Source organism: Pseudonocardia sp. ICBG1142 (assembly GCF_020496255.1).
Lineage (GTDB): Bacteria > Actinomycetota > Actinomycetes > Mycobacteriales > Pseudonocardiaceae > Pseudonocardia.
Genome location: NZ_JAHLJC010000031.1, coordinates 956,594 through 972,684, shown reverse-complemented (window position 1 = coordinate 972,684; position 16,091 = coordinate 956,594). Strand labels below are relative to the sequence as shown.

The 16,091-nt window shown below is 74.4% G+C and carries 14 protein-coding genes; 9 read left to right on the top strand and 5 right to left on the bottom strand.

What is annotated here, in order from left to right; all coding sequences use genetic code 11:
* Positions 1–165: 165 nt before the first annotated feature.
* The 5 genes from KPL59_RS28755 to KPL59_RS28735 all read left to right on the top strand — a co-directional run bounded on the left by KPL59_RS28755 (position 166) and on the right by KPL59_RS28735 (position 5,477).
* Positions 166–1,209, top strand: a complete 1,044-nt coding sequence (locus KPL59_RS28755; protein WP_226362634.1) for a LacI family DNA-binding transcriptional regulator — start codon at positions 166–168, stop codon at positions 1,207–1,209.
* Positions 1,210–2,484: a DUF4032 domain-containing protein gene (locus KPL59_RS28750; RefSeq protein ID WP_226362633.1), complete on the top strand. Its 1,275-nt coding sequence runs from the start codon at positions 1,210–1,212 to the stop codon at positions 2,482–2,484. It begins immediately after the preceding gene.
* A 61-nt stretch (positions 2,485–2,545) separates the two neighbouring features.
* Positions 2,546–3,952 carry an NAD-dependent malic enzyme gene (locus KPL59_RS28745; protein WP_020621856.1) on the top strand — a complete coding sequence of 469 codons (1,407 nt, stop codon included), beginning with the start codon at positions 2,546–2,548 and terminating at the stop codon, positions 3,950–3,952.
* A 148-nt stretch (positions 3,953–4,100) separates the two neighbouring features.
* On the top strand, positions 4,101–4,730 hold the full coding sequence (gene pdxT / locus KPL59_RS28740; protein WP_226362632.1) for a pyridoxal 5'-phosphate synthase glutaminase subunit PdxT: 630 nt from the start codon (positions 4,101–4,103) through the stop codon (positions 4,728–4,730).
* Between the two features lie 243 nt (positions 4,731–4,973).
* Positions 4,974–5,477, top strand: coding sequence for a hypothetical protein (locus tag KPL59_RS28735; protein ID WP_226362631.1), 504 nt, complete (start codon positions 4,974–4,976; stop codon positions 5,475–5,477).
* Here the strand turns inward: KPL59_RS28735 and KPL59_RS28730 are convergent.
* Positions 5,408–7,627 (bottom strand): cation-translocating P-type ATPase, encoded by a 2,220-nt coding sequence (locus tag KPL59_RS28730; protein WP_226362630.1) that lies wholly within the window; start codon positions 7,625–7,627, stop codon positions 5,408–5,410. The two genes, KPL59_RS28735 and KPL59_RS28730, sit on opposite strands and share 70 nt — an antisense overlap.
* Positions 7,628–7,668: 41 nt before the next feature.
* Positions 7,669–7,947 carry a DUF1490 family protein gene (locus tag KPL59_RS28725; RefSeq protein WP_226362629.1) on the bottom strand — a complete coding sequence of 93 codons (279 nt, stop codon included), beginning with the start codon at positions 7,945–7,947 and terminating at the stop codon, positions 7,669–7,671.
* Between the two features lie 288 nt (positions 7,948–8,235).
* Between KPL59_RS28725 and KPL59_RS28720 the strand changes: the two genes are divergently transcribed.
* Complete coding sequence (locus KPL59_RS28720; RefSeq protein WP_226362628.1) at positions 8,236–8,985, top strand: YebC/PmpR family DNA-binding transcriptional regulator; 750 nt, start codon at positions 8,236–8,238, stop codon at positions 8,983–8,985.
* Positions 8,986–9,117: 132 nt separating this feature from the next.
* Positions 9,118–11,922, top strand: a complete 2,805-nt coding sequence (polA, locus tag KPL59_RS28715) for a DNA polymerase I (protein ID WP_226362627.1) — start codon at positions 9,118–9,120, stop codon at positions 11,920–11,922.
* 13 nt (positions 11,923–11,935) lie between these two features.
* Here polA and KPL59_RS28710 read toward each other — a convergent pair whose 3' ends face one another.
* From KPL59_RS28710 to KPL59_RS28700, 3 genes are all read right to left on the bottom strand, one after another.
* The gene (locus tag KPL59_RS28710) at positions 11,936–12,625 is read right to left on the bottom strand and encodes a hypothetical protein (RefSeq protein ID WP_226362626.1); all 690 of its coding nucleotides are present in this window, start codon (positions 12,623–12,625) and stop codon (positions 11,936–11,938) included.
* Positions 12,626–12,859: 234 nt separating this feature from the next.
* Complete coding sequence (locus KPL59_RS28705) at positions 12,860–13,438, bottom strand: molybdenum cofactor biosysynthesis protein (RefSeq protein WP_226353653.1); 579 nt, start codon at positions 13,436–13,438, stop codon at positions 12,860–12,862.
* Positions 13,438–14,586 carry an alpha/beta hydrolase gene (locus tag KPL59_RS28700; protein WP_226362625.1) on the bottom strand — a complete coding sequence of 383 codons (1,149 nt, stop codon included), beginning with the start codon at positions 14,584–14,586 and terminating at the stop codon, positions 13,438–13,440. Before KPL59_RS28700 ends, KPL59_RS28705 begins: the two co-directional genes overlap by 1 nt.
* 137 nt (positions 14,587–14,723) lie before the next feature.
* Between KPL59_RS28700 and ruvC the strand changes: the two genes are divergently transcribed.
* Together ruvC and ruvA are read left to right on the top strand one after the other, a co-directional pair.
* Positions 14,724–15,374: a crossover junction endodeoxyribonuclease RuvC gene (gene ruvC / locus KPL59_RS28695; protein WP_226353655.1), complete on the top strand. Its 651-nt coding sequence runs from the start codon at positions 14,724–14,726 to the stop codon at positions 15,372–15,374.
* 101 nt (positions 15,375–15,475) lie between these two features.
* Complete coding sequence (gene ruvA / locus KPL59_RS28690) at positions 15,476–16,081, top strand: Holliday junction branch migration protein RuvA (RefSeq protein ID WP_075329803.1); 606 nt, start codon at positions 15,476–15,478, stop codon at positions 16,079–16,081.
* Positions 16,082–16,091: the final 10 nt, after the last annotated feature.

The following is a 16,091-nucleotide window of genomic DNA, read 5'->3' as shown; positions in this document are numbered from 1 at the left end:
GGAAGCGTTTCCAGCCGAGACTGTGAGCCCTTCACCCGGGAGTGTCAAGGCTCACAGCGCTTGCGCTGGTCGGCGACGATCCTTACTGATCAACAGGCGCTGGTCCAGCGCGGACGGATAACATCCGCTCTTGCAATCGCTTCCAGCTTTCGGCATACATGTGTCGTGCCCGAGCCGGTCAACCTGGCGGACGTGGCCCGGCTGGCCAAGGTCTCACCGGCCACCGCGTCACGCGCGCTCAGCGATCACCCCCACGTCGCCGCGGCCACCCGTGCCCGGGTGTGGGAGGCCGCGCGCGCCCTGGAGTACGTGGTCAGCCCGGACGCCGCCGGGCTCGCGCGGGGCACCACGGGGCGGATCGCCGTCGTCGTCCCGCACCTGTCCCGGTGGTGGTTCGGGGCCGCGCTGGAGGGGCTGTCCGAGGTGCTGCGCGAGGCCGGGCGCGACCTGCTGCTGTACCACCTCGGCGACGCCGCGGCCCGGCGCGCGTTCTTCGCCGAGCTGCCCGCCCGGCGCCGCGCCGACGCCGTCGTGCTGCTCGGGTTCGGCGTCGACGACGCCGAGCGTGCCCGGCTGGAGCGGATCGGTGTCGGGATCGTGTCGGCGGGGACCCGGATCGGGCACCATCCGTCGGTGTCGATCGACGAGCGCGTCGCCGGCCGCCAGGCCGTCGACCACCTGCTCCACCTCGGACACCGGAGGATCGGGATGATCGTCACCACCGACCCGGAGCTGGACCCGGTCCAGCCCGCGGGGCGGGCCGCCGCCTATCGGGCCGCGCTCGCCGACGCCGGCGTCGGGTACGACCCCGCGCTGACGGTCCGCGTGCCGTGGAGCCCGGAGGGCGGGGCGCGCGCGATGGGCGAGCTGCTCGGGCTGTCCGCCCCCCCGACGGCGGTCTACGCCCACACCGACGAGGTCGCCCTCGGTGCTGTCGGGACGCTGCGTCGGGCCGGGCTCGCGGTGCCCGGCGACGTGTCGGTCATCGGCATCGACGACCACCCACTGGCCGCGCTGACCGATCTGTCCACCGTGGCCCAGCCGGCGGCCGAGCAGGGCGCCGTCGCGGCCCGGATGGCGCTGGCGACGCTTGCCGGCGACCCGGTCGACCCGGTCGACCCGGTCGACCCGCTCGCCACCCTGCCGACCCGGCTGGTCATCCGCGGCTCCACCGCCCCACCGGCCCGCGGCGCCCGAGGGGTGTCCTGAATGGACACTTCACCGGAGCTCGTGCTGCGGGCACCCGGCCCCGAGCTGATCGCCCTGCCGTGGAACGAGCCGCTGGAGGACTGGGACGAGACGCGGGTCCCGTTGCGCGACATGGAGGTCGGTCCCAGCCGGCACCTCGTCCGGTTCGTCGAGGCCGACGGTGCACTGTGGGCGCTCAAGGACATGCCCGAGCGGATCGCCCGTCGCGAGTACGACGTGCTGCGCCGGCTCGAGCACCAGTGTCTGCCCGCGGTCCGCCCGGCCGGGCTGGTGAACCAGCCGGCGCACGAGACCGCGATCCTGGTGACCCGGTACCTGAGCGGGTCCTGGCAGTACCGCAGGCTGTTCCTGCGGCTTCCCCCGAACCGGCCGCGGCACCGCGCCCGGCTGTTCGACGCGATGATCTCGCTGCTGGTCGAGCTGCACCGGCACGGCGTGTTCTGGGGCGACTGCTCGCTGAACAACACCCTGTTCACCCGCGACGGGCAGACCCTGCAGGCCTTCCTCGTCGACGCCGAGACCAGCGAGGTGCACCCGGACGGCCTGTCCGACGGTCAGCGCGAGCACGACGTGACGATCCTGGTCGAGAACGTCGCCGCCGGGATGATCGACCTCGCGACCTCGCTGGAGCGGCCGCCGGAGATGATCCCGCAGCTGATCGACGAGGCCACCGCGCTGCCCGAGCGCTACCGGGAGCTGTGGGACGCCCTGCACGCCTCGCCCGTCTTCGCCTTCGGCGACCGCTACCGCGTCGAGGGTGCCATCCGTGAGCTCAACGACCTGGGCTTCGCCGTGGACGAGGTCTCCCTGCTGCCGGTCGGCGACGGCCGGTCCCGGCTGCACATCGCCGTCGGTGACCGGAACTACCACTCCGCGACGCTGCGCAGGCTGACCGGCGTCGAGGTGGGGGAGGGCCAGGCCCGGATCCTGCTCGGCGACCTCAACGCGCACCGCGACTGGATGCAGCGGCGCACCGGTCAGCCGGTCTCGGACCGCGCGGCCGCACGCAGCTGGATCGACCACTGTCTCGAGCCCGGCTCGGCCCGCGCGCACGCCGCGCTCGGCGGTGCAGGGGATCCCGTGCAGGCCTACTGCGACCTGCTGGAGGTGCGCTGGCTGCTGTCCGAACGGGCCGGTGCCGACGTCGGCAACGAGGCGGCACTGGCGGCGCTCGGGGCCGGCGCCCCGACCGACTCGGCGGCGAAGATGGCCGTCGCCGACGCGCCCACCGGGCCGCTGCCGCGGATCCCCGCGGAGGAGCCCGACGACCGGTGACGTGCGTCGTCACATCGTTGACGCCCCGGTAACCACACGCCTGGCGGTACTGTTCGGGGCCGTGTCCATTCCCGGTCCCGGTTACGCCATCACCGCACGCGTCGACGCCCCCGCCAACCCGACCTCGGCCGGTGACCTCACCGCCGCCGTCGGCCAGGTCGGCGGCGTCGTCACCGCCTTCGACGTCGTCGAGGCGCGCACCGAGAGTCTCGTCGTCGACATCTCGGTCAACGCCCGCAACACCGAGCACGTCGAGGAGATCAAGGCCGCCATCGAGCAGCTCGAGGGCTTCTCGGTCCGCAAGGTCTCGGACCGGACCTTCCTGCTCCACCTCGGCGGCAAGATCGAGGTCCGCTCCAAGGTGAACCTCCGCACCCGTGACGACCTGTCGCGCGCCTACACCCCGGGCGTCGCGCGGGTGTCGATGGCGATCGCGGAGAACCCGTCCGACGCCCGCCGTCTGACGATCAAGCGCAACACCGTCGCCGTCGTCACCGACGGGTCCGCGGTGCTCGGCCTGGGCAACATCGGCGCCGCCGCGGCGATGCCGGTCATGGAGGGCAAGGCGGCGCTGTTCAAGCAGTTCGCCAACGTCGACGCGTGGCCGGTCTGCCTCGACACCCAGGACACCGAGGAGATCATCCGCACCGTTCAGCTGATCGCGCCGGGCTACGGCGGCATCAACCTGGAGGACATCGCGGCGCCGCGCTGCTTCGAGATCGAGCGCCGGCTGCGCGAGCTGCTCGACATCCCGGTCTTCCACGACGACCAGCACGGCACCGCCGTCGTCGTCCTCGGCGCGCTGCGCAACGCGCTGCGCGTGGTCGGCAAGAAGTTCTCCGACGTCCGCGTGGTCGTCTGCGGGGTCGGTGCGGCCGGCTCGGCGATCATCCGGCTGCTCGGGTCGGAGGAGACCGCCGACGTCGTCGCCGTCGACGTGGACGGCATCGTCCACACCGGACGCGAGGGGATGGACGACAACCTCGCCTCGATCGCCGCGCAGACCAACAAGGACGGCAAGCAGGGCACGCTGGCCGACGCGCTCGTCGGGGCCGACGTCTTCATCGGGGTCAGCGCGCCGAACCTGTTCGGCGAGACCGAGCTGCGGTCGATGAACGACGACGCGATCGTGTTCGCGCTGGCCAACCCGGACCCCGAGGTCGACCCGACGCTGGCGATGCGCCACGCCGCCGTCGTCGCGACCGGGCGGTCGGACTACCCGAACCAGATCAACAACGTGCTCGCCTTCCCCGGCGTGTTCCGCGGCCTGCTCGACGCGCAGGCCCACGACATCACCGACGAGATGATGCTCGCGGCCTCCGCGGCGATCGCCGACGTCGTCGCCGAGCCGAACCCGTCGTTCATCGTGCCGAGCGTGTTCGACCAGAGCGTGGCCCCGGCCGTCGCCGAGGCGCTCCGCAACGCCGCCACGAAGCAGGCCAAGCGCGGCGAGGTCGAGGCGGGCTGACCCGGCCCTGCGGCGGGCGACCACCCCGGACGGCGCGGGCACCGGCGCGGACGCCGGGCCGCGTTCGACGGGGAGGTCGCCGTACGGTGCCGCGGCTCACCCCCGGACGGGCGGTTGCCGCAGGTCGGGCGGGTCTACGCTGGTCGACATGGCGGTGAGGATCGGTGTGCTGGCCCTGCAGGGCAACGTCCGCGAGCACGTGGCGGCGCTGACCGGGGCGGGTGCCGAGGCCGTGCCGGTCCGCCGTGCGTCCGAGCTGGCCGCGGTGGACGGCATCGTCCTGCCCGGCGGTGAGTCGACGACCATGTCGAAGCTGCTCGACACCTTCGAGCTGCTGGAGCCGCTGCGTGCCCGGCTGCGTGAGGGACTGCCCGCCTACGGCTCGTGCGCCGGCATGATCCTGCTGGCCGAGGAGATCCTGGACGGGCGGCCCGACCAGCACCAGCTCGGCGGGCTCGACGTCGTCGTGCGGCGCAACGCGTTCGGCCGGCAGGTCGACTCCTTCGAGACCGACCTGGAGTTCACCGGGCTCACCGGTGATGCGGTGCACGCGGTGTTCATCCGGGCCCCGTGGGTGGAGAAGACCGGCGGCGAGGTCGAGGTGCTCGCCACCGTCCCCGCCGTCACCAGCACCGGTGCCGACGCCGGCGAGGCCTCGGGGCGCGCGGTCGCGGTGCGGCAGGGCCCGGTGCTCGCCACCTCGTTCCACCCGGAGCTGACCGGGGACCGGCGGGTGCACGCACTGTTCGTCGACATGGTGCGGGCCGCCACCGGTTGATGCCGTGCGGGCCGCCACCGGTTGATGCCGTGCGGGCCGCCACCGGTTGATGCCGTGCGGGCCGCCACCGGTTGATGCCGTGCGGGCCGCCACCGGTTGATGCCGTGCGGGCCGCCACCGGTTGATGCGGTGCGGGCCGCCGTGGCGAGGCGGTGGCGGCGGGCCCCGGGGTGGGGGTTGCCCCAGGTGCACCCGGGGGAGCGCCGTGTGGGCCGATCGGCCCTCCGCGGGGAGCATGGGGTCATGACCAGCACCGTCGTGCCCACCGGGTCGCGCCCGGCCCTGCCGTCCGCGGTGGGGCTGAGCGTGGCACTGTGGCTCGGCGCGATCCTGGCCGGGTTCGCCGAGACCCTGGTCCGGCTGGCGGGCCCGGTGCCACCCTCGGTCGTGGAGATCCTCGCGCGCGGCGGGATCTACCTGGTGCTGGGCGTGCTGGTCGTGCAGCTGCTCTCCGGGCACGACGTGCACCGCTGGACCGTCGTCGGCGTCCTGGGGGTGCTCGGCACGGCGTCACTGGTGGTGGGGCCGCTGCGGGCGCTGGCGGGCGGGGGATCGGTCGGGCTGTTCCTGACGACCGCGACCGGCCCCGAGCTGGCCGCCGCCGCGCTGCGCGCGCTGCACGTGGCGGAGCTGCTCGTCGCCGTCGTACTGCTGTTCCACCCGGCCGCGCGGGCCTTCTACCGCTCGTCCGCCCGCACGACCTCGCCGTCGACGACCGTGGCCGGTGCGGCGGCCGGGAGCCGGTAGCGGATCAGCCGGGAGCTGTTCGCGACGACCGCGACGCTGGAGGCGTTGTGCAGGATCGCCGCGACCACCGGTGACATCGCCCCGCCCGCGGAGACCAGCAGCCCCGCCGCGTTCACCGCGATCGACATGCCGTAGTTCTGCCGGATCAGGGTGATCGACCGGCGTCCCAGGTCACGCAGGTCCAGCAGCGCGCCGAGGTCGTCCGCGGCGAGGGCCACGTCGGCGGTCTCCACCGCGACGTCGGTCCCGGCCACGCCCATCGCGATCCCGATGTCGGCCAGCGCGAGTGCCGGGGCGTCGTTCGTCCCGTCGCCGATCATCGCGACGGTGTGGCCCTGCTCCTGCAGCGCCCGCACGACGTCCTGCTTCTGCTCGGGCATGACCTCGGACCGGTACTCGGTGATGCCGAGCTCCTCGGCGACGGCCTTCGCGGTCTGCGGGTGGTCGCCGGTGAGCATGACGATCCGGGTGACGCCGTCGGCGCGCAGCCGCTCCAGCACGTCGCGGGCCTCGGCACGCACGGTGTCGCGCAGCGAGACCAGACCGACCAGGGTGCCGTCGACGGCCAGCAGCAGCGGGGTCTCCGAGGCCTTCTGCAGCCGTCGCACCCAGTCCGCGGCCTTGCGCGGCACCGTGACGCCCTGCGCGCGGAGCAGGTCGCGCGACCCGATGAGCAGCACCCGGCCGTCGGCCTGGACCCGCATGCCCTGGCCGAGCAGGACCTCGCACTCCTCGTGCGGCGGGATCTCGATCCGCCGCTCCTCGGTGGAGCGGATGACCGCCTGGGCCAGGGGGTGCCGGGAGTGGATCTCCGACGACGCGGCGTGGGCGAGGACCTGCTCGGGCGACCAGTCGTCGTGGAAGGAGATGACGTTGGTGACGATCGGGCGGCCCTGGGTCAGGGTGCCGGTCTTGTCGAACACGACCGCGTCGACCCGCCCGGCCGCCTCGAGGTGCGCGCCGCCCTTGATGAGGATGCCGCGCCGCGCGCCGTTGCCGATCGCCGCGGAGATCGCGGTCGGGGTGGACAGGCCGACCGCGCACGGGCAGGCGATGAGCAGCATCGTCATCGCGCGTCGCACGTCGCGGGTGGCGATCAGGGTCAGTGCCGAGAGCAGGAACGACGCCGGCACGAACCGGCGGGAGAAGTTCTCGCCGACGGTCTGGATCGGGGCCCGGTCGCCCTGGGCCTGCTCGACCCGGTCGATGATCCGGCCGATCGCGGTGTCCTGGCCGACGGCCGTCGCCCGGACCACGATCCGCCCGCGCAGCAGCACCGACCCGGCGTGCAGGGTGTCGCCGGGGGCGACCGAGACCGGCAGCTGCTCGCCGGTGATCGCGGCCTGGTCGGCGACGCCCTCGCCCTCGACGACCTCGCCGTCGACGGGCAGCACGATCCGCTCGTGCCCCACGACCTCGTCGCCCACGGACAGGTCCGCGATGTCGACCTCGACCTCGACGGTGCTGCCGTCGGGGGCGAGCGTGCGGGTCCAGGTGCGGGTGGTGGCACCGGTGAGCAGCTCGGAGATGGCGCGCCGGGAGCGGCGCAGCGTGAGGTCCTGGAGGTACTCGCCGATGTTGAGCAGCCACAGCACGGTCAGCGCGACGACGTTCTCGCGCAGCACCAGGCTCGCGACGGTCGCCGCGGACACCAGCGCGTCGGTGCCCGCGCCCTTCCCACCGGCGAGCGCGCGCAGCGCACCGCGCAGGAACGGGTAGCCGGTGAAGATCGTGACGCCGGTGGCGACGGTGCGGCTGGCGGGGCCCAGCAGCGGCGGGCGGCGGAGCGCGTAGCGGCGGAATCCCAGTGCGGCGAGCGCGACGCCGCCGACGACCAGGCGGGCCAGCTCGCCGTTGTGCTGGTCGGCCGAGCGCGGTGTGCGCGCCGCGGTGGCCTCGGGCTCGGCGCCCAGGCCCTTGCCGATGGCCTCGACGAGTTCGACACGGTGGCAGCCGGGGCGGTACCAGACCACGACGTTGCCGGTGCGCGGGTAGGCGTGCACCTGGCGCACCCCGCCGACGTGGTCCAGCTCGTCCTCGACGGCCACGGCCAGCGCCGTCCGCCCGCGCAGCGCGGGGACGGCGAAGCGGACGCGGCCCGCGGCGTCACTGAGGACGGTGGCCTCCGGGCCGGCGGTGTCGGTGCTCACGGTCTCGCTCGTCTCGCTCGTCGTGCCCGGAGGACCGGGAATCAGTGCTCGTGGCCGTGCCCGTGCCCGTTGCCCGGCGCGGGGGCCTCCTCGCCGATGCGGCCGCGGGCCTCGGAGACGATGTCGGCGGTCGCCAGACGGGCCTTCTCCGCGCCGGTCTCCGCGGCGCGGGCGCCCTTGAGGCCCCAGGTGGTCACCGAGACGGCGGCCTCGCGGACGGCGCCGGAGCGCGCGACCTTCTTGACGCCGTCGTAGGCGACCGCGCCGGCCAGCCCGCTCACGACGAGCCCCACGGCCTTGCCTGCCACTGCTCCGAACACGTGCGCTCCTCTCGCGACCGGCGCCCGGTGCAGGTGCCGACAACGGTTGTCAGAGTAGTCCTCGCCGGGTTCCCGACGGGACGCGGTGGCGAACCATAGCGGATCATGCATGTGTCCTCGTGGGGTGGGGTCTGCTCGGGCCCGACCCGGCGCGGAGCCGCGTCGTCGGTAGCATTGACGGGTTCCCGCAGGTCGGCCCGACCGCAGCTCGCGCTGCGGGGCGTCGGACCTGCCCCTCACCGCGCGTCGTGTGCGTGGTGCGAGCACGAGAGGTGGGCAGACGAGCCGATGAGCGGTCACTCCAAGTGGGCGACGACCAAGCACAAGAAGGCCGTGATCGACGCCCGCCGCGGCAAGATGTTCGCCAAGCTGATCAAGAACATCGAGGTCGCGGCCCGGACCGGCGGCGGTGACCCCGACGGCAACCCGACGCTCTACGACGCCATCCAGAAGGCGAAGAAGAGCTCGGTCCCGAACGACAACATCGACCGTGCGGTCAAGCGTGGTTCGGGTGCCGACGCCGGTGGCGCCGACTACCAGACGATCACCTACGAGGGCTACGGCCCGAACGGGGTCGCGGTGCTGGTCGAGTGCCTGTCCGACAACCGGAACCGGGCGGCGACCGAGGTCCGGACCGCGATGACCCGCAACGGCGGCACCATGGCCGACCCGGGGTCGGTGGCGTACCTGTTCAACCGCAAGGGCGTCGTGGTGCTGCCGAAGGCCGACCTGTCCGAGGACGACGTGCTGATGGCCGTCCTCGACGCCGGCGCCGAGGAGGTGAACGACCTCGGCGACAGCTGGGAGGTCGTCTCGGAGCCGACCGACGTCGTCGCGGTGCGCACCGCGCTCCAGCGCAGCGGGATCGACTACGACTCCGCCGAGGCGGTCTTCGTCCCGTTGATGCAGGTCGAGCTGGACGCCGAGGGTGCGAAGAAGGTCTTCAAGCTGATCGAGGCGCTCGAGGACTCCGACGAGGTCCAGAACGTCTACGCCAACTTCGACGTCTCCGACGAGGTCATGGCCGAGGTCGGCTGAGCGGCGCGGTCCCGTCCCGGTGCGGTCGTCCCCCTCGTGGGGCGGCCGCACCGTCGTCTCCGGGGCCGGCCCGTCCGGGAGCCGACCCGCGGCCGCGTTCACTGTCGGGGGTCGGTTCTAGACTCGCCGCCGATGAGCACAGCGACGCAGGGCACCCAGAAGTCGGCCTCGGCGAAGAAGAAGGCACCGGCGAAGCCGCGCCTGTTGCTGCTCGACGGCCACTCCCTGGCCTACCGGGCGTTCTTCGCGCTGCCCGCGGAGAACTTCCGCACCGGGACCGGGCAGACCACGAACGCGGTCTACGGCTTCACCTCGATGCTGATCAACCTGCTGCGCGACGAGGAGCCGACCCACCTCGCGGTGGCCTTCGACGTGTCCCGCACGACCTTCCGCTCCGAGCGCTACGCCGAGTACAAGGCGAACCGCTCGTCGACGCCGGACGACTTCCGCGGCCAGATCGACCTCATCAAGGAGGTCCTGGGCGCGCTGAACATCCCGGTCTTCGCCGTCGACGGGTACGAGGCCGACGACCTCATCGCCACCCTCGCCACCCTCGCCACCCGGGCCGAGGCGCGCGGCTTCCAGGTGCTCATCACCACCGGGGACCGTGACGCGTTCCAGCTGGTCACCGACGACGTCACCGTCCTGTACCCCAAGCGCGGCGTGTCCGATCTCGGTCGGATCGACCCGGCCGAGGTCGACAAGCGCTACGGGCTCACCCCGACCCAGTACCCGGACTTCGCGGCGCTGCGCGGCGACCCCTCGGACAACCTGCCCTCCATCCCCGGGGTGGGGGAGAAGACCGCGGCCAAGTGGGTCCGGGAGTTCGGTTCGCTCGCGGAGCTGACCGACCGGGTCGACGAGGTGAAGGGCAAGGCCGGGGACAACCTGCGGGCCAACCTGGCGAACGTGCTGCTCAACCGCCAGCTCACCGAGCTGGTGCGCGACGTCGACCTCGGCGCCGAGCCCGAGGAGCTCGAGCTGCGCCCCTGGGACCGGGACGCGGTGCACCGCCTGTTCGACGAGCTGGAGTTCCGGGTGCTGCGCGAGCGGCTGTTCTCCACGCTGTCCTCCGCCGAGCCCGAGGCCGAGTCCGTCTTCGAGGTCGCCGGCGAGGTCGTCGCCCCCGGCGCGGTGCGGGCCTGGCTGGACACCCACGCCCGCGACGGCCGTCGCGTCGCGGTGAGCTTCGCCGGGGTCACCGGCCCGATCGCCGGGCGCGACCTCGACGGGATCGCGCTCGCCGCGGGCGAGCCGACCGTCGAGCAGCGGGCCGCGGGCGCCACCGCGGGCGTCCCGGCCGCCGGCTACCTCGCGCTGACCGGCCTCACCCCGGACGACGAGGCCGCGCTGGGCGACTGGCTCGCCGACCCGTCCGTCCCCAAGGCGGCGCACGACGTGAAGCCGGTGCTGCACGCGCTGCGTGCGCGGGGCTGGACCCTGGGCGGGCTGACCAGCGACACCGCGCTCGCCGCGTACCTGGCCAAGCCCGGGCAGCGGACCTTCGACCTGGCCGACCTCGCGCTGCGCTACCTGCGTCGCGAGCTGCGCACCGAGGAGCCCGCCGACGGTCAGCTGTCGCTGCTGGGCGGCGAGGAGGAGGCCGACGCCCGGGCCGCCGAGCAGGAGATGCTCGCGGCCTCGGCGATCGCCGAGCTCGCCGACGCTCTCGACGCCGACCTCGCCGAGCGGGGCGGCAGCGAGCTGCTGGCCGACCTCGAGCTGCCGCTGGCGTTCGTACTGGCCGACTGCGAGGCCGCCGGGATCGCCGTCGACGGCGAGACCCTGTCCGACCTGGAGTCCGACTTCGGCACCCAGGTCCGGGAGGCCGCGCGGCAGGCCTACGAGGTGATCGGCAAGGAGATCAACCTCGGCTCGCCCAAGCAGCTGCAGGTCGTGCTGTTCGACGAGCTGGAGATGCCCAAGACCAAGCGCACCAAGACCGGCTACACCACCGACGCGGACGCGCTGGCGAGCCTCTACGCGCAGACCGAGCACCCGTTCCTGCAGTTCCTGCTGCAGCACCGCGACGCGACCCGGCTGAAGGTGACCGTCGACGGGCTGATGAAGTCCGTCGCCGAGGACGGCCGGATCCACACCACGTACTCGCAGACGATCGCCGCGACCGGCCGGCTGTCCTCCACCGACCCGAACCTGCAGAACGTGCCGATCCGCACCGCCGCCGGACGTCGGATCCGGGACGCCTTCGTCGTCGGGTCCGCGCCGGACGGCACGCCGTACGCCGAGCTGCTCACCGCGGACTACAGCCAGATCGAGATGCGGATCATGGCGCACCTGTCCGAGGACGCCGCGCTGATCGAGGCGTTCCGCTCGCAGCACGACTTCCACGCCGAGACCGCCGCCCGGGTCTTCGGCGTCGCGGCCACCGAGGTGACGCCCGAGCAGCGCGCCAAGATCAAGGCGATGAACTACGGCCTGGCCTACGGGCTGTCGGCCTACGGCCTGTCCGGGCAGCTGCGGATCTCCACCGAGGAGGCGAAGGGGCTGATGGACGACTACTTCGCCGGGTTCGGCGGAGTGCGCGACTATCTCGCGGGAGTCGTCGACCAGGCCCGCAAGGACGGCTACACCGCCACCATCCTGGGGCGGCGGCGGTACCTGCCCGACCTGACCAGCGACAACCGTCAGCGTCGGGAGATGGCCGAGCGGATGGCGCTCAACGCCCCGATCCAGGGCAGCGCGGCGGACATCATCAAGGTCGCGATGCTCGGGGTGTACCGGGCGTTGCAGGCCGAGGGGCTGCGCAGCCGGATGTTGCTGCAGGTGCACGACGAGCTGGTCCTCGAGGTCGCCGAGGGTGAGCGCGAGGCCCTGGAGGCACTCGTGCGTCGGGAGATGGCGGCCGCGGCGGACCTGTCGGTGCCGCTGGAGGTGTCGGTCGGGTCCGGCCGCAGCTGGGACGCCGCGGCGCACTGACCTCGCGCCCGGGTCAGCCGGCGACCGCTCCCCGGGTGGGCGCGGTGCCGGCTCCGGTGCCGTGTGCGGCTGCGGAGCGGTGGCGCAGATGTCCCGGCGCGAGGATGCGGCCGGCGCGGCCCAGCTCCGCGACGAGCTGCTCGACCGCGACGTCCTGACGGCGGGCCGCGGCGTGCAGGATCGCGCAGAGCCGCCCGACCGTGCCCTCCGTGACTGTGGTGCCGGCTGTGCCCGCTGTGCTTGTGGTGCCGGCCGTGCCTGTGGTGCCGGCCGTGACGCCGGTGGTGGTGTCGGTCGTGCCACCAGCCGCGAGGCCGGTCGGGGTGGCACGGGGGCCGGTGCGGCGTCGGGTGTCGCGCTCGTGGCGCAGCACCGCGGCCAGGTCGCGCCCGGCGGCGGCGAGGACGTCGGCGTCGTCGGTGTGGACCGCGACGACCGCGTCGGCGTCCCCGGCCGCGGCCACCGCGCGTTCCGCGGAACGCGACCATGCCCGCAGCGCACGCCGCCCGGCCAGCGACGGCGGAAGCTCCAGCCCGCCGGCCTCGGCATCGGCCAGGGTGACCAGCAGCTCCCCGATCAGGACGGCCCGGCGGGCCCAGGTCGCCCGGTCCCCGGGCAGACCCCGGTGCACGACGACGCCCGCCTGCGCGGGTTCGGCCGGCGGCACGTCGGGGCGGCGGGGATGCGGGACCGGGGACGACATCGGCGTCACCTCCTGCGGTGCCGACGTCGGTAGGGTCGCAAACCCTCCCACCTGCTGTTACAGCGCGGCGGCGGACGGTGCGGGCCCCCCGCCGGACGGTCCGTGCTCGGCGTCCGGCGGTGCGGATCCCGGCAGCGCTGGCCTCGGTGGCGCTGCTCTCGACGTCGCGGATCCCCGTGGTGCGGATCCCCGTGGTGCGGATCCGTGTGGTGCGGATCCGTGCTGTGCGGGTCCCTACGGTGTGGATCCCCGCTGTGTGGATCCCTGCGGTGCGGCTGCCGCCGGTTCCAGGATCGTCAGCTCGGCGGGGCCGAGGCGGAGCACGCCGTCGTCGAGGGGCTCGCAGCGGACCCCGCCCCGGCCACGCAGCGCGGCCCACGCGCCGTCGCCGATCTCGGTGTCCATCCAGCGGCACGGCGCGGCGGCGCGGTGCGCGCGGAAGCGGACCGGGCCGTCGCCGGAGTCCAGGGCGAACAGCGCGCCGGTGCCGCCCCGGCCCGGTGCGGCGAGCGCGTCGACCGGGGCGCCGCGCAGCACGATGTTGCGCCGCGCCGCCCGCGGGGTCGCGGTGGCCTCGACGACGTCGCCGAGGACCGTGCGCAGGTGGTCCAGCGACTCCGCGGCCAGCAGCGTCACCGCGGCCCGGGCGTGCGCCGGTCGGCCGGCGTAGCGGTCGCCGACGATCCCGTGGCCGGCGCGCACCCGGACCTCGTCGCGCAGCGGCGGCTCCGGGTCGGGACGCGGCCCGTCGGCGGGCCTGCCCTCGTAGGCGTGCCGGGACGCGACCACCAGTGCGGTGATCTCGACCCGCATCAGTTCAGCCCGGTCAGGAAGCGGATCACGGCCTCCCGGGTCAGTTGCGCACCGGGACTGCCGAAGGGGCGGTCGAAGACGTGGTCGGCGTAGGGGACGGTGACCAGCCTGCCGTCGACCCCCGCGGAGCGGAGCTGCCGGTCGTAGGCGGCGACCCGGTCGGGCAGGACGTAGTGGTCCGCGGAGCCGAGCAGCAGCAGGGTCGGTGGGAGCCCGGGGCGCACCTGCTCGGCGGGGGAGAGCAGCCGCAGCAGGCCCGGCGCCTGGTCGGCGGTGCCGCCGAACAGGGTGCGCTGTAGGTCGGGGTCGACCAGCGTCAGGTCGACGGGCGGGTAGTAGGCGACCACTCCGACCGGCGGCGGGCCGGGCGTCGGCGGTGGGGCGTCGGCCGGGCCGGTGCCGCCGTACGCGGCGGGTGCCTCGGAGCACGCCAGCGTCCCGTCGAGCAGTCCGGAGGTGACCGACAGCGCCAGCGTCGCCCCGGCGGACTGCCCGCCCAGGACCAGCCGCGCGGGGTCCAGACCCGCCTCGCCCGCGTGCGCGCGGACCCAGTCGACGGCGCACGCGACGTCGCGCTGCTGGTCGCGGCCGACGGGCTCGGGTGGCGGCAGCCGGTAGTCCACCGCGGCGACCGCCCAGCCGCGCTCGGCGAGCCACCGGTTCAGCGCGGTGCGGTCGCTGCGGTCCCCGCTGGTCCACGACCCGCCGTGCACCCACACCATCGTCGGGTGCGGACCCGCGCCGGTCGGCAGGTAGAGGTCCAGCGTGCGGCCGGGGGCGAACTCGACCGACCGGTCGGGCTTCCCGTCGGGCTGGCCCAGCTCGGTCAGCGCCGCCGTCCAGTCCAGCGGGACGCCCTGCTCGGACGCGGCCCGGCCCTGCGCGGCCAGCACCGTGACCGACCCGACGACCGCCGCCAGGGCGAGCACCGCCGTCGCGACGCCGGTGAACCGGGCACCCGCGGCTCGCGCGGCCAGCCCGAACAGGATCCCCAGCACCCCGGCGAGGGCGACGTGCAGTGGGTAGGCGCCGGACAGGAACGACCCCGCGAGCCCGATCGCCGGGGTCTCGGGGCGGAACGTCCCCACCAGCACGACCAGCAGCAGCGCGGCCCACACCCACGCGAGGACCCGGAGGAACGACGTCACCTGCGCACCCTGTCATCCCGGGCGTCACCCCGGTCCGCCCGGCCCGGCCCCGCCGGTCCGGCGTGCCCGCCCGGATGGGACCGTCCCGACCGGTACGGTTCTCGAACGGCTGTGCGGTCCGAGGCGAGGGGGACGCGGTGCGGGTGCTCGGGGTCGACCCCGGACTGACGCGGTGCGGCATCGGCGTCGTCGAGGCCGGTGCGGGCCGGACCGTCGGGTTCGTCGACGTCGGCGTCGCCCGCAGTGAGCCGACCCTGCCGCTGGAACGGCGGCTGCTCGCCGTCGCCGACGAGGTGGAGCGCTGGGTGGCCCGGCACCGACCCGACGTGATCGCCGTCGAGCGGGTGTTCAGCCAGAACAACGTCCGCACCGTGATGGGCACCGCGCAGGTCAGCGGCGTCGTCGCGCTCGTCGCGGCCCGGGCGGGGCTGCCGGTCGCCTTCCACACCCCCAGCGAGGTGAAGGCCGCCGTCACCGGTGAGGGCCGCGCGGGCAAGGCGCAGGTCACCGCGATGGTCACCCGGCTCCTCGGCCTGGACGCACCCCCGAAGCCCGCCGATGCCGCCGACGCGCTCGCGCTCGCCATCTGCCACTGCTGGCGCTCACCGATGATCGACCGGATGGCGCAGGCCCAGGCCCGCGCCGAGGAGCTGGCCGCGGTGCACCGTGCCCGGCTCGCCGAGGCCCAGCGCGAGCGCGGCGGCGCCCGGCCCGGTGCCGCCGAGCAGTGGGCCGCGGCCCGCGCGGCCGCCGACGCCCGCTCGGCCGGCGGGTGGCGCGCGCGCTGAACCCTCTCGCCCGGTGGTGGCGTGGTGTCGCGTGCGGTCCGGTCGGTGCGGCCCGGTAGCGTCGGTGCTCGAACGGTCGTTCGTCGGAAGGGGACCTGTCAGTGATCCACTCGGTGCGCGGTCCGGTGCTGGAGATCGGGCTGGACCACGCGGTCATCGAGGTGGGTGGGGTCGGGCTCGCGGTGTACGCCACCCCCGCCACGCTGGGCGGGCTGCGTCGCGGGGACGAGGCCCGGCTGCCGACCACGCTGGTGGTGCGCGAGGACTCCCTGACCCTCTACGGGTTCGCCGACGCCGAGGAACGCGAGCTGTTCCTGCTGCTGCAGACGGTGTCCGGGATCGGGACGCGGCTCGCGCTCGCCACGATCGCGGTGCTGGAGCCGGACACACTGCGCCGCGCGCTGGCCGACGGCGACCTGGCCGTGCTCACCCGCATCCCCGGCGTCGGACGCAAGAGCGCCGAGCGCCTGGTCGTGGAGCTGCGCGACAAGGTGACCGCGCCCGCCGCGGTGCCCGCGGGCGCCGTCGCGGCCGCACCGGCCCCGATGCTCGGGGTGCGTGACCAGGTCGTCGAGGCGCTGCTCGGGCTCGGCTTCACCCAGCGCCCGGCCGAGCAGGCCGTCGACGCGGTCCTGGCCCACGCCCCCGACACCGACGCCCGGGACCTGCTGCGCACCGCGCTGTCGAGCCTGGGCAGGTCGCGGTGACCGACCCCGA